Here is a 14,081-nt window from a genome sequence, read left to right on the forward strand (position 1 = left end):
GGCTACCCCTGCTATTCAAATGGCAACTCTTCAATGACTCCCTCCTCTGGAAATTCATCAGAGGCAGATGGTTTCTCCGCTGCTTCAGGTACTGGTGTTTCTTCTACAGGTTCTGGGATGCTGATATTAATAGATTTTACCTTCTCTTTAATCAACTGATTTCCCATTGCTTTAATGCCTTTTACCGCAATAAACTCATCAATATCCACCAATTCTGGTTCTTTCTCTTTTCCATTTTTATCTTTCGGGTAGATGATTTCCGCTGTAATCCCCTGAGCAGTGCCTACAAATTCTATAAAAGATTTCGGGTGCTCACTAGGCATAAAAGATTGTACATTCGGTGTGTTTTCTAATAAAAATCTTTTGATATAATATATCTTTTTTTCGCCATCGAAATAAATACAAGAAATAGGTTGCTCTGGATTCCATTTTTCTAATACGATAAATTCTTCATCAAATCGGTTCATCAAATCAAAGGAAACGAGCTTAGCCTCCCCCGAAGAATTAATGGTAAGAATCTTATCATCTCCTTTGAAATATCCTAAAAATGTTCCTCTTTCCTCCACATTCAGCCTACGAACGGTATCATCAAACCATATTTTTCTTGGAGCCAATGTAGATACACCTTCTTCCTTCATCTCCACCTTTTTCACAGCAAATTTCGTTACGATATTTCCCTTTGCATTTCGGCCTTTAATGGCTAAATCTGAAAAATCAATATCCATCTTATTTTTTCTAATTCTAGGATTCGGTTTTAGAAAAACAGATACTATTTCGGCTTCACCATTAGGATTTGCAGAGAAGTACAAAACGGTAGAACCTTTGGTTTCAGATGCCAGTGAATATTCTGTATTCCGAGTAATAGAAGTTACCGAAAAACGCTTCATAAAAGTAGCTCCATCTCTTCCCTCACGGTACATCATATTATAAACGGTTCGGGTATCTCCTTTTTTCCAAACGGCCACATGGAGTATATCTTTTCCCACAAATGTCTTTGGCTCTACCTTTACCACTTTCATTTCTCCATTTTTTCTAAAGACGATGATATCATCAATGTCTGAGCAATCAAAAAGATATTCATCTCTCTTTAAGGAAGTTCCGATAAAGCCATCTTCTCTATTAATATAGAATTTTTCATTCGCAACGGCCACTTTGGTAGCATCAATGGTATCAAAAACCCTCAACTCTGTACGGCGAGTTTTATCTTTTCCGTATTTTTTTTGAATTTTTTGGTAGTACGCTATTGCATAAGCAACTAAATTTTCTAAATCGTACTTTACCTGCTCCATTTTGCCTTCTAATGCCGCAATATTTTCTAATGCCTTATCTCTATCATACCTTGATATTCTCATGAAAGGAAGTTCGGTAAGTCGGACAATATCTTCTGTAACCACCGCTCTCATAAGATGTTTTATAAAAGGTTTCAGTGCAGTATCTATTGCTGCATACACTTCCTCTTTGGTAGTTTTCCCTTTAATTTCTTGATAGATTTCATTTTCTATAAAGATTTTTTCCAAAGAAGCAAAGTGCCATTTGTCCTCTAATTCCCCTAGCTCAATTTCTAATTCTCTCTTGAGCAGAGCCACGGTATGATCTGTATTTCTCTTGAGTATCTCCGAAACAGAAAGAAACATAGGTTTATCTCCCACAATGACACAAGCATTGGGAGAAATGGAAACCTGACAATCTGTAAACGCATAGAGAGCATCTATGGTTTTATCGGGAGATGAATCATTATACAAATGAATCAAAATCTCCACTTTATCAGAAGTATTATCCTCTATTTTCTTAATTTTTATCTTATTTCTCTCTGTAGCTTTTACTATGCTATCTATGAGTTCTCCTGTATTTTTAGAGAAAGGAAGTTCTGTGATGGCAAGAGTATTTTTATCTTTCTGTATGATTCTAGCTCTGGCACGGACTTTTCCTCCTCTTTCACCGTCATTGTATTCAGAGACATCTAACATACCTCCTGTAAGGAAATCAGGAAAAATCTGAAACTTTTTTCCTTTGAGATAAGTAATAGAAGCCTCTATGAGTTCATTAAAATTATGGGGAAGAATCTTGGTAGAAAGCCCTACACCTATTCCCTCCACACCTTGTGCCAGAAGCAAAGGAAATTTCACAGGGAGGTCTATAGGTTCATTATTTCTTCCATCATAAGACTTCGTCCATTCTGTAGTTTTAGGATTAAAAACTACTTCTAATGCGAAAGGGGTAAGCCTTGCCTCTATATACCTTGCTGCTGCTGCTGAATCTCCTGTATAGATATTTCCCCAGTTTCCCTGAGTATCTATAAGGAGCTCCTTCTGCCCTATCTGCACCATGGCATCAGTGATGGAGGCATCTCCGTGGGGGTGATATTTCATGGTATTTCCCACAATGTTTGCCACTTTATTATACCTACCATCTTCTAACTCTCTCATGGAATGCATGATACGCCTTTGCACAGGCTTGAGTCCATCAAAAACCGAAGGTATGGCTCTATCTAGAATTACATAGGAAGCATAGTCTAAAAACCAGTCTCTATACAGTCCAGATACCTTTTTTAGGCTTTCGCTACGCTCGTTATTATTTGTCATCTTATGATTTTCCACTATAAATTTTGGGCTTTATTTTTCTTAATCACCTTAGATAAAGAGCGGTGAAGGTCTCTAATTTCTTTTGTATTAAGATAGGAAATATCATATCTCAAAATGATGTCTTTTCCCTTTTTGCTATCTATCTTTATGTATAATTTTTTGTACAAGAAAGCATCGGCAATGCTGAACTCCTTAAGTTTATATTTGGGAAATTCATCCGACTTCTTTGACCAAAAAGGAATAGGGCTATAGTTTTTAAAGTTCAACGCTTCCCCATCACTGTCATAATCAAAATGTTCTTTCCCTCGCATGAAATAGATAAGTGCTACAAGACCTGAAAAAACAAGAAAAAGATAGTTATGAGGTAACAATTTCGCTTTATAATTGAAAACAAAAGCCAATATCCCAAATACAAGTGATAAAATCATCAGTGCATTAATGGAACTGATGAATACTGTTCGTCTTTTTGTCGTTAATCTCATAATCTTAATTCATTTTATGTATCATGATGAATTGTAGTTTTTACTATCCTTTCATCCTTTTCATGTTTTCACACGGTCATTGTTTTATCTTCTTTATTCTCTCCAGTTAAATTGCTCCTTCTACCACTAGGTTTTCAAGGATAAATCCTTGTCGGTCAGGTGTATTCTTACCCATATAGAACTCAAGAAGTTGGTCTATGGTAGTATCTTTTCCTATGATTACGGGTTCTAAACGAATATCTTTTCCTATGAAATGCTTAAACTCATCAGGGGAAATTTCTCCTAGACCTTTAAACCTTGTAATTTCAGGATTTTTACCGAGTTCCTCTATGGCTCTTACTCTCTCCTCTTCGGTATAGCAGTACCTTGTTTCCTTTTTATTTCTCACTCTAAAGAGCGGTGTCTGAAGAATGTAGAGATGTCCATTTTTAATTAAATCTGGAAAAAACTGAAGGAAGAAAGTAATCATCAAAAGTCTAATGTGCATTCCATCCACATCAGCATCGGTAGCAATAATCACTTGATTGTACCTTAAATCTTCCAGAGAGTTTTCTATATTCAGAGCCGCCTGTAGAAGGTTAAACTCTTCGTTTTCATAGACTACTCTTTTGGTAAGCCCATAAGAGTTAAGCGGTTTTCCACGCAATGAAAATACGGCTTGAGTTTCTACATCTCTACTCTTAGTAATAGACCCCGATGCAGAATCTCCCTCGGTAATAAAGATTTGGGATTCTCCTTTTCTGCTTGCTTTTTGGTCATTATAATGCTGCCTACAGTCTCTAAGTTTTTTATTATGTAGAGAAACTTTCTTTGCTCTTTCTCTTGCTAATTTTTGGATTCCCGAGAGCTCTTTTCTTTCCCTTTCAGAAACGAGGATTTTCTTATGAATCGCCTCAGCAATTTCTTGATTTTTATGAAGGAAATTATCTAATTCTCTTTTGAGAAAATTGGTCATAAAAGTACGGATAGTTTCCTTTCCTGGCTCCATGTCATTGGAGCCGAGTTTAGTTTTAGTCTGAGACTCAAAAACAGGCTCTATCACTTTAATAGAGACAGCTGCGATGATGGATTTTCTAATATCCGTAGATTCAAAATTTTTATTAAGAAACTCCCGAATGGTTTTCACATACGCTTCCTTAAAAGCAGCAAGATGTGTCCCTCCTTGAGTGGTATTTTGCCCATTCACAAAAGAAAAATAAGTTTCGGATTGGGACTTATCACTATGAGTAATGGCTATTTCTACATCTTCTCCTTTAAGATGAATGATAGGATAGAGTGTTTGTTCCTCTCCCAGCTGTTCCTCTAATAGGTCTCTCAATCCATTTTCAGAGAAAAATGTTTCGCCATTAAAAGTAATTTTCAGCCCAGGATTTAGGTAAACATAATTTCTGAGCATTCGCTCTATATAATCTTTTCTGAACTTGAAATTCACAAAGATTTCTGGGTCTGGAGAGAAAGTAATTTCCGTTCCGTTTCTCTCAGAAGTTTCTGCCTCGTCATGATTTATGGTAACCACACCTTTAGAGAACTCTGCTATTTTCACTTTGCCCTCCCGTACAGATTTTACCTTGAAATAGACAGAAAGAGCATTTACTGCTTTGGTACCTACCCCATTCAGTCCTACTGATTTTTTAAAGGCTTTGGAATCATATTTACCTCCCGTATTCATTTTAGATACCGCATCTACCACTTTTCCCAGAGGGATTCCTCTACCATAGTCTCTAATGACGGCTTTTCCATCATCTATCTTAATATCTATCTTCTTTCCTGCTTTCATTACAAACTCGTCTATAGAGTTGTCAATGATTTCCTTTAGCAAGATATAAATACCATCATCGGGCGAGGAGCCATCACCTAGCTTCCCTATATACATCCCAGGGCGGATACGAATATGCTCCTGCCAATCTAATGACCGAATATTATCTTCTGTGTACTCTGTAGTATGCGTGTCTATCATGTGTTTATCTTGCTCAATATCTTACAAAGATAATAAGTTTTTATGAGAAAAGCAATTAGGATTTGCTCGGTACAAAGGAATAAGAAATAGAAGACCATTGGCTTCTTCTTTCAAAAAAATTGCATACAGATATCCCTTTCCCGTAGCAAAAACCGCTTCCATCTATATGATAGAAACGGCTTTTCTGACAAATATTAATATGAAAAATTCTCTTAATGGGTAATTTTAAACTTAAACCTCACATCTCCGTTGAGGTGATTCAAGATAGGTGCTGTAGGCTTAGGAAGCGTTTGGTTACTTCCCACCGCATGTAGCACTTTATTATATTTCAGCGGACCAATAACCAAAGGGTAGGTTACATTTAGCACATCAGGATGTTTATGATGATACCAATCCTTAGAATTCATCGTGATAGCATATTTCTTATTCTTAACAATAGTAAGCGGCGTGATAGCTGTTTCAAAAACATTATTCGCTGCAGTAACATTCACCATAGTGGTAACCAATGGCGAAGCATTATCTGCATCCCAAATAGTTACCCTTACCGCAGGGTTTATGCTAGGTATTTTCACATATACAGAGGAAATCTCACCATTGGTAGTTGCCTCAAATTCATAGCCCATTTCTGTTGGCACTTGTCCTATATTAGGATTCGTTTGAGAAAAACCCGTTGCCGATAAAAATTCCAAATAATAATCCTTAGGAGACAAAAAAGGACTCTGCTCTATAGGAGTGGCAGTATCTATGAGCCTCACATCCTTAGTACAAGAGACCACAGCCAAAGAAAACAAAGCCAAAAATGATTTTACGAGTATAGATTTTTTGTTCATATGAATTAAGGGTATTAGAATTTAGGAGCTAAAAGTAATCAAAATTAAGGTAAAGGCAAAATATTTTTGGGGAGAATATGACATTTTTTTAACTCAATATAAAAACACTACTATTTCTAAACGGCATTCTCTTACTTCTATTTCCATAAAAGCTTCAGTTCCTCCTCAGAAAGATTCCAATGATAGTTTGCCCTACCAATACTTTCCAGTGCCACAAAACCTATACCTTTCGCGTCATTTTTCTTATCCTGTTTCATGAATGGCAAAAGCATTTCTAGCGTATAATTCATCTCTTGAATAAAAGGATAAAATTTTACCAATTGATTTTGAATCTCTGCAAAATCTTCATTTGGAAGAATATGTGCATTATTTGCCAATTTTGCCTCCCAATACATTCCCATCGCCACTGCAAAACCGTGTAATATTGGTTGCTCATTTATTAAATGCAAGCTCTCAATAGCATGACCAATGGTATGCCCGAAGTTCAGTAATTTCCTTTCGCCCTTTTCTGTAGGGTCTCTTTCTACAATCGCTTTTTTTATATGTACCGAATCTGAAATCAACGGAGCCAAATTTTCATAATTTAATTCCGAAATAGTTACCAATGTTTTCCAATGCAGTGCATCTGCAATCAATCCATGCTTAAGCATTTCAGCAAAACCACTCATTAACTCCTGATGAGGGAGCGTTTGTAAAAAATCAGGATGAACAAACACCCCTTTGGGAAGCGTAAAAGTACCTACCATATTTTTAGCTCCCCCTAAATCTATCCCTGTTTTCCCTCCTATAGAAGCATCTACCATGGCTAAAAGCGAAGTAGGGATTTGTAAAAAATCAATTCCCCTTTTGTATGTAGATGCCACAAAACCACCTAAATCCGTAACAACTCCTCCCCCCAGATTCACCAAAATAGCATTTCTATCTGCCTCATATTCTAATAAAATCTCCCAAAGCATGGTGGCAGATGTTATATTTTTCATCTCTTCTCCAGCTTCTATTTCTAAAATTTCAAATGGAGCAGTGGTTTCTAGGTTTCCCAAAAACAACGGTAAGCAATGCGTATGTGTATTTTCATCTACCAAAATAAAAATCTTAGAAGGGTTCCTCTCTCTCACCCAATCATTGAGCATTGTAAAAGATGCATCTAAAAAAGCCATGATGATATTATTAAGGCTGTAAAAATAAGGATAATCTGAAAAACTTTGTTTATTTCACATCTTAAAAATACTGAAACAATATGAAGTCATCTCTACTTATTTGATAACAAACACTATTAAAAAATTAAAAAAATGAAGTACAATATTGTTTATTAAAAATGCATTAATAAACTGATGAAGAATGTTAAGTTTAATGAATTTTATTGTTTTGGATACTTTGGCAAAGCACTTTAAAATCTCCTTAAGACTCAAAAAATTTAAGTAAGATAAAAAGTCAAAACGAGTCATATCTTTTACCATAAAAAAACCAAAGCTTTCGCTTTGGTTTTCTCTAAAATAACACTAAAAAATAGATACTATGAAAAATCTGTTTACTTTAGAATCAGCTGCTTAGAAGTTTTGTAATCACCAAGGATGAAATGAACGATATAGTTCCCTGATTTTAATTGGCTTAAATCTAAATCCTTTTGGAAAAACCCTTTTGTTTTTGAGATATTTGTTTCATATACCACTCTACCAGACATGTCAAAAACCTGAATTTTACCCTCTCTCTTCTGTTCATCTTTCACATCAAAAATCACAGAAACTTGCTTATTAGGAGCAGGATTAGGGTACATTCCGAATTTCACATCCTTATTCACTTCATTGGTTGCCATTTGGGCTGTAATTTCTTTGTACTTAAAGAATACATTTCCATTCGCTACACCACCATTTTGAGTAAAATACATACGATAATATTTATCCTCATTATCTTTAATATAGTATACAATATCTGGGATAAGAGTAGTAATTTGCTTGTAACTATGACCAATAGCCGTAATATTATCTGAATAATCCGCATCCGCTGGCTGAGTGAATGTAGCAACATCTTGTTGCTCCACTTTTTTAGCTACACGAACATTAGGATTTTGGATTACTCCAGACATTTGATAGTAATACGGAGCTCCTGCACTTCCGAAATCATAATAATAGCGTGTAAACATCATATCCCATTCGGTTTTATCAGGTTCATTATTTGCTACTTGGTCATCTGTCTGGAAAGAGAAATAGTTAAAATACTTATTATCATTACCATTTGGAACGGTTTTAGTGATTACATTTCCCCACACCCCATTAGCTCCTGCTTTGGCATAGCGGAATGTATAACCATGATAATAATTATCAATAAATAATTTAATGTATGTATTATCAGGGTATTTCAAAACGAAAACCACTTTTCCCTCTAACTTATGAGTGAACATATTATAGCATGCCCAGCCATAAGTAAAATTAGGATTGCTGCATGCTGTATTGATATTAGTTTGTTCTAGTGCTCCATTGAATAAGTTGTTAGTCTCACTAGGATTATAAAGTGGTGCTCCCCAATTCGATATATTAGCAATATCCACAGTATCAAAATCTGCAGGATTAGCTGAAACTTGATACACTTTAATTCCTCTTGCATCATTCACTCTAGTACCAAATGCCATAGAATGATCTCTTCTAAGTGCTAAATCCCAATTATTAGCTGCTTGAGACAACAGATTCCCCGTAGAAAAGTCAAAGAATACACGGTTAACATAGTTCGCACCCATAGTAGCAGGTACAGTAGTGTAGCCATTTGCATCCACTTGCTGAGCACTCATTGGCAATGAAATACCTAATGCTAAAGCGGCTGAAAAAAATATTTTTTTAGTCATGATTGAAAATTTTATGGCACAAAAGTATAAAATAATTTTTAATAATTCTAAATAAATCCGTAAATTTGCAGAAAGAAATTTTTACTCCATAATCATCATGAGAAGAGAAATAAGTCTTATAGCTGCATTATTTTTTTTCAATAATATAAATGCCCAAAAAAAAGACTCCATAAGGTATGATAAAGATAAAGTGATAGATGAAGTAGTCATCACGGGGCAGTTTGGAAACCGTTCTATTAAACAGTCTCTTTATAAAGTGGAAGTCATAGGAAGAGCTCAAATAGAAAAAATGGGTGCTAATAATGTAGCCGATGTCCTTAATCAATCTCTCAATATCCTCATTATCCCAGAAAGGAACTCTGGAAATTCTAAGGCCAATATCATGGGACTGGGGGCCAATTACACTAAAATACTGATTGACAACATTCCTTTGGTAGGAGATGAAGGCTTAGGGAGCAATATAGACCTTACCAAACTTAACCTTGATAATATAGAAAAAATAGAAATCGTAAGAGGTTCTATGGGGGTAGAATATGGTAGCAATGCCATAGCTGGGGTGATTAATATTATTACTAAAAAAAATCATAATAAAGATTTCTCTGTTCGTGGTTTCATACAGGAAGAAACCGTAGGGAAAGAATATGATTGGATAGATTATGGAAAAGGAAAACATATCCAGTCCCTTTCTATCTCAAAAAAAATAGGCTCCAAAATATATGCACAAGCAGGAATCAATAGAACAGACTTTCAGGGTTTTTGGGGTGAAATGCAAGGGAAAAATCATGTCTTAAGAGATAAAAAAAGAGGCTATGAATGGCAACCGAAAGAACAGCTTAACCCTTCATTAATGCTAAGGTATTCTGATAAAGATACTCAGCTGATGTATAAAGTGGACTATCTGAATGAAGAAGTAAATGTATATAATAGCGAAATACAACCTGAAAGATTAAATAATGGTAAATGGACTTATATTTCTAGAGATAAAGATTACCATACAGAGCGCTGGCTACATCACTTCGCTTTAAATAGTAATGTCTTTCAACAGTCTAAATTAAGCATAGACGCTTCTTACCAATCTCAAGAAAGAGCACTGACCAATAGAATTTTTGATATTCCACAAAGAACTGTATTACAAGCGGATGATAAATACACCTACTATAAAGCCAATACATTCTTTTCAAGAGGAACACTTCATTACTTTCTTCCCTCCAATACTTGGGGAGCACAGCTGGGTTATGAAGCCGATTATACCGAAGGCTTTGCCAGTCATACCACTGGAAGATATGCAGGAAAAAATCTTAGCAGAGGGGTATTTTCAGGAGGAGTATTTGCCTCAGCAGAATTTAATTTTGCCAATAATTGGTTTATAAAACCAGGGATAAGGTATAACTTCTCTAATGTTTTTAAGACCGTCCCTAACTTTTCATTGGTACTCAAAAACACTATCACACCACGCTCTGAATTTCGGGCAGTGGTAGGAACTTCTAATAGAAACCCTACCTTTGAAGAATTATACACCTACTTCGTAGATAGCAACCATGACATCAGAGGGAATGAAAACCTCATTCCAGAAACTTCTTATTCAGGTTCTATTTTTTACACCATTTCTTCTACGCCAGAAAATGATATACGCTGGACGGTGGACTTTAACTCAATGTATATGTTAGTGAGAAACCAAATTATCATGGCACTTATTAACGCATCACCACTACAATATCAGTTTGCTAATATCAATTCATATGAAAGTTGGCTCAATTCACTTTCTTTGAAATTAAAATACAAGCAGTTCAGTCTCAATGCTGGAGGCTCCATCTTAGGGCGTTCCCATGGCATCAGTGCCCAAACAGAAAATATTTACCGCTATGCCTCTGAGCTGAATGCAGGACTCACCATTGATTTTCCAAAATCCAATACTTCTTTCTCTGCACTATATAGAGGAATTAGTAAAAGCTATGAAGTTCAGGAAGATAAATCACTGGGGGTAACACAATACCTCGTTGTAGAAAGAGCTCCTTTCCAATTATTAGACGCTTCCTTAACTCAAAAATTCTGGAAAAACAAAATTGCATTTACTCTGGGAGCCAAAAACATCCTTGATGTAAAAAATGTAATAGGTACAGCCATCAGTGGCGGTGCTCATGGTAGTGTGGGTTCCAACGCTTCTGTTTTCTATGGAAGAAGTTATTTTGCAAGACTTAATTTTAATTTTTAATATTTTTTAAATATGAAAAAATATTCATTAATATACGCAGCACTTCTCGCTATCTTTTCCTTAAGTTCATGTATTAGAGAAGATGCTAGTCCTATAGAAATTCCTCCTATTGGTACCGTTATTTCTCCGCTTGTAGGAGGTCCTACGCAGCCTAATCAGGTATGGATAGACCTTAACTTAGAACATCAAACCACTAACCGAAGAGATGCTTGGGAATTGGCATTTACCAATGACAAACATTTTAGAGTACTCCTTAATTCTTCTATCATGATGGCAGTGGGAGAAATTCCTAATGCTTATGATATAGATGCAGTTACAGAAAGCTCTGTAGCTCAGCTAAAATACAAAGTACAAATTGCTGATTTTTCTGACAATTCAAAATACATTGATGACCCTTCAGGAAACTACGCCACCCAAACTTCTGGAATGGCACCTGTAAGTAGCAATGATAATGAAAATCCTGTATATTTGCTCAATTTAGGTAGAAAAATTTTTGAAGGAAAAGTGGATGTAGGGGCATCTATGCCCACGGATGGACAGGAAAGAGGATGGATGAAAATACGGGTATTAAGACATCAGGATGGATATAAATTACAATACGCTAAACTCTCAGAGACTACGCATAAGGAAGTAATAATCAAGAAAAATACAGCTTATAATTTTCAGTTTTTCAGCCTTATGAATGAATCTGAAGTGCTTATTCAGCCAGAAAAAAACAAATGGCACTTTGTCTATACGGTAATGACTAATCTTACTGATGTAGGTACATTCTACACTTCTTATATCTTTTCAGATGTGGTACTTACCAATATTCATCATCAAGTAAAATCTTACATGGTAACTGTTCCTAACGGAGTAAATACTGATGAATATTTTGCTAATTTTAAGAAGAGTAATGTAGATGAAACAAAACTCAATAATGATGACCAAAGAGCTATTGGTTCTAATTGGCGAAGCATTGCAGAGCAAAGCACAAGCGAGGCAAGTGTCCGAGCTGATAGATTTTTCATTCTAAAAGATGCGAATGGTACTTATTTCAAAATTCGTTTCTTAAAAATGAGATCGGCTCAAGGAGAAAGAGGATATCCTGAATTTGAATATCAATCATTATAAAAAATAAAATATCATAATTTAAACAACATGAAAAAGACAATTTTTGCGTCAGCAATGTTAGTTGCTGGAATGGTGAGTCTTAATGCTCAGAAAAAAGAAGATGTAAAAGCCATCAAAGACATGACGGGATGTTATGAGGTAAGTTTTAATTTTGCGGAAACTTTTTCCCCAAACAAAGACTATGAAAAAAAGAAAAACTACACTTCTAAAGGTCTTGAGTGGGTAACTGTGGCTGAGGAAGCACCTGGTAAAATTGCTCTTCAACACATTCTTGTAGTTAATCCAAGAGGAGCAGGGAAAAATGCTATTGTAAAACACTGGAGACAAGACTGGCTCTACCAAAATACAGACCTCTACACTTTTGATAAAGAAAATCACTGGAAGTATGAAAAACTTAACTCAAAAGATGTAAAAGGACAATGGACTCAAGTAGTGTACCAAGTAGACGATGCACCTAGATACTCTGGTTCAGGAACTTGGATTCATGCAGATGGAAGAAGATACTGGGAATCTACTGCAGATGCTCCGCTTCCACGCCGTGAATACACCACTAGAAATGATTACAATGTATTGGTAAGAACCAATAAGCAGGAACATTTTGACTGGGGATGGTTACATGACCAAGATAACAAGAAAGTTCTTAGACAAGATGGGCAAAAAGATGTAGTAATAGCAGAAGAAAAAGGATTAGAATACTACAGAAAGGTGGACAATAGCAAGTGTATCATTGCTGAAAATTACTGGAAAGAATATGCTCCACTTTGGAAAGCTGTACGCCAAACTTGGGATGAGAGAATGGCTCAGAAAAAAGATATATGGGTGAAAAAAGATGTAAAAGATACTTATCTTTATGACCCATTAATGAAGTTAGAAGCAAACCAAACAAAAGAAGCTCAAAAACTAGTAAAAGAGTACATCATCAAATAAGCGTACTGATATAAACTAAAAAACTCCGAGAAAATTCTCGGAGTTTTTTTGTGCTCAAATTAAAATTATTTCAAATTAATTTTCTCATTTCCTTCTGTAATCTCCCCTATTTCATAAGCATCATCAAGGAGAGTAAGGACTTTTTCGGCATCATCAGCATCTACCACTACCACCATTCCTACGCCCATATTGAAAGTTCCGAACATCTCCATTCTCGCTATATTTCCTCGTTGCTCACACTCCAGCATAATAGCAGGAATACGGATTTTAGAAGTATCTATTTCTGCACAAAGCCCATTAGGAATAATTCTCGGTACATTTTCTATTAATCCCCCCCCCGTAATATGAGCTATCCCTTTTAACTCTACTTCTTTTAATAGTTTAAAAATAGACTGATAATAAAGCCTTGTAGGCACCAAAAGCGTTTCGTAAAGCGGCTTTCCTTCAAAGACTTCATTGAAATCAGGAAAAACTTTTCTTACCAAAGAAAAGCCATTACTGTGAAATCCTGAACTAGGTAATGCAATGATTTTTTGTCCCTTTTGAATTTTACTTCCATCTATGATTTGGTCTTTCTCCACAATACCTACACAGAAACCTGCCACATCATAGTCCCCAGGCTTATACATCCCTGGCATTTCAGCAGTTTCGCCACCAATGAGGGCACATTCATTATCTTTACAAGCTTTAGTAATTCCCAAAACAATTTCCGCCGCCACATCAGAATCTAATTTTCCACACGCCAAATAGTCTAAGAAAAAGAGAGGTTTCGCACCGTGACAAAGGATATCATTGGCACACATTGCAAAACAATCAATACCTATGGTATCGAACTTTTGAGTATCTATCGCTATTTTCAGTTTCGTTCCTACCCCATCGGTTCCACTTACCAAAACAGGATTTTTATATCCTGCGATTTGATAAAAAGCTCCAAAACTCCCAATACCGTTGAGTACATTTTCATTATGGGTTTCACTTACTGCTTTTTTAATTTTTTCTACCGTTTGGTAGCCTTCTTCTTTATCTACCCCTGCAGATTTATAAGTATTGCTCATGTTTAGATGATTTCAAAATGGTTGTAATAAAAAAATGCTTTTGATTATTTGGACAAAAATAATAAAAATATAGGACAATAATTACAT

General features: G+C 35.7%; 10 protein-coding genes. 3 read left to right on the plus strand and 7 right to left on the minus strand.

Annotated features, from left to right (window positions below):
- Positions 1 to 11 precede the first annotated feature (11 nt).
- The 6 genes from HMPREF9699_RS08875 to HMPREF9699_RS08905 form a co-directional block, all read right to left on the minus strand.
- A complete protein-coding gene (locus tag HMPREF9699_RS08875; RefSeq protein ID WP_002664222.1) occupies positions 12 to 2,582 on the minus strand; it encodes a DNA gyrase/topoisomerase IV subunit A in 2,571 nt (856 codons plus the stop codon).
- A 14-nt stretch (positions 2,583 to 2,596) separates the two neighbouring features.
- A complete protein-coding gene (locus HMPREF9699_RS08880; RefSeq protein WP_002664223.1) occupies positions 2,597 to 3,064 on the minus strand; it encodes a hypothetical protein in 468 nt (155 codons plus the stop codon).
- Positions 3,065 to 3,170: 106 nt separating this feature from the next.
- On the minus strand, positions 3,171 to 5,021 hold the full coding sequence (locus HMPREF9699_RS08885) for a DNA topoisomerase IV subunit B (protein ID WP_002664225.1): 1,851 nt from the start codon (positions 5,019 to 5,021) through the stop codon (positions 3,171 to 3,173).
- Between the two features lie 212 nt (positions 5,022 to 5,233).
- On the minus strand, positions 5,234 to 5,851 hold the full coding sequence (locus HMPREF9699_RS08890) for a DUF4082 domain-containing protein (RefSeq protein WP_002664229.1): 618 nt from the start codon (positions 5,849 to 5,851) through the stop codon (positions 5,234 to 5,236).
- Positions 5,852 to 5,988: 137 nt separating this feature from the next.
- Entirely contained in the window at positions 5,989 to 7,008 is a 1,020-nt protein-coding gene (gene aroB / locus HMPREF9699_RS08895; protein ID WP_002664230.1) for a 3-dehydroquinate synthase, read from the minus strand.
- 371 nt (positions 7,009 to 7,379) lie between these two features.
- Positions 7,380 to 8,687 carry an HmuY family protein gene (locus tag HMPREF9699_RS08905; RefSeq protein WP_002664231.1) on the minus strand — a complete coding sequence of 436 codons (1,308 nt, stop codon included), beginning with the start codon at positions 8,685 to 8,687 and terminating at the stop codon, positions 7,380 to 7,382.
- A gap of 97 nt (positions 8,688 to 8,784) precedes the next feature.
- On the opposite strand from HMPREF9699_RS08905, the gene HMPREF9699_RS08910 reads away from it, so the two are divergent.
- Genes HMPREF9699_RS08910 through HMPREF9699_RS08920 form a run of 3 tightly spaced genes read left to right on the plus strand, consistent with a single transcriptional unit; the run spans position 8,785 to position 12,939 of the window.
- On the plus strand, positions 8,785 to 10,899 hold the full coding sequence (locus tag HMPREF9699_RS08910) for a TonB-dependent receptor plug domain-containing protein (RefSeq protein ID WP_002664232.1): 2,115 nt from the start codon (positions 8,785 to 8,787) through the stop codon (positions 10,897 to 10,899).
- A 12-nt stretch (positions 10,900 to 10,911) separates the two neighbouring features.
- Positions 10,912 to 12,012 carry an HmuY family protein gene (locus HMPREF9699_RS08915; protein ID WP_002664233.1) on the plus strand — a complete coding sequence of 367 codons (1,101 nt, stop codon included), beginning with the start codon at positions 10,912 to 10,914 and terminating at the stop codon, positions 12,010 to 12,012.
- Positions 12,013 to 12,039: 27 nt separating this feature from the next.
- Positions 12,040 to 12,939, plus strand: a complete 900-nt coding sequence (locus HMPREF9699_RS08920) for a DUF6607 family protein (RefSeq protein ID WP_002664234.1) — start codon at positions 12,040 to 12,042, stop codon at positions 12,937 to 12,939.
- Positions 12,940 to 13,004: 65 nt separating this feature from the next.
- Here HMPREF9699_RS08920 and purM read toward each other — a convergent pair whose 3' ends face one another.
- The gene (purM, locus tag HMPREF9699_RS08925; protein WP_002664235.1) at positions 13,005 to 13,994 is read right to left on the minus strand and encodes a phosphoribosylformylglycinamidine cyclo-ligase; all 990 of its coding nucleotides are present in this window, start codon (positions 13,992 to 13,994) and stop codon (positions 13,005 to 13,007) included.
- Positions 13,995 to 14,081 lie beyond the last annotated feature (87 nt).

Origin of the sequence: Bergeyella zoohelcum ATCC 43767 (genome assembly GCF_000301075.1) — a bacterium.
Classification (GTDB): Bacteria; Bacteroidota; Bacteroidia; order Flavobacteriales; family Weeksellaceae; genus Bergeyella; species Bergeyella zoohelcum.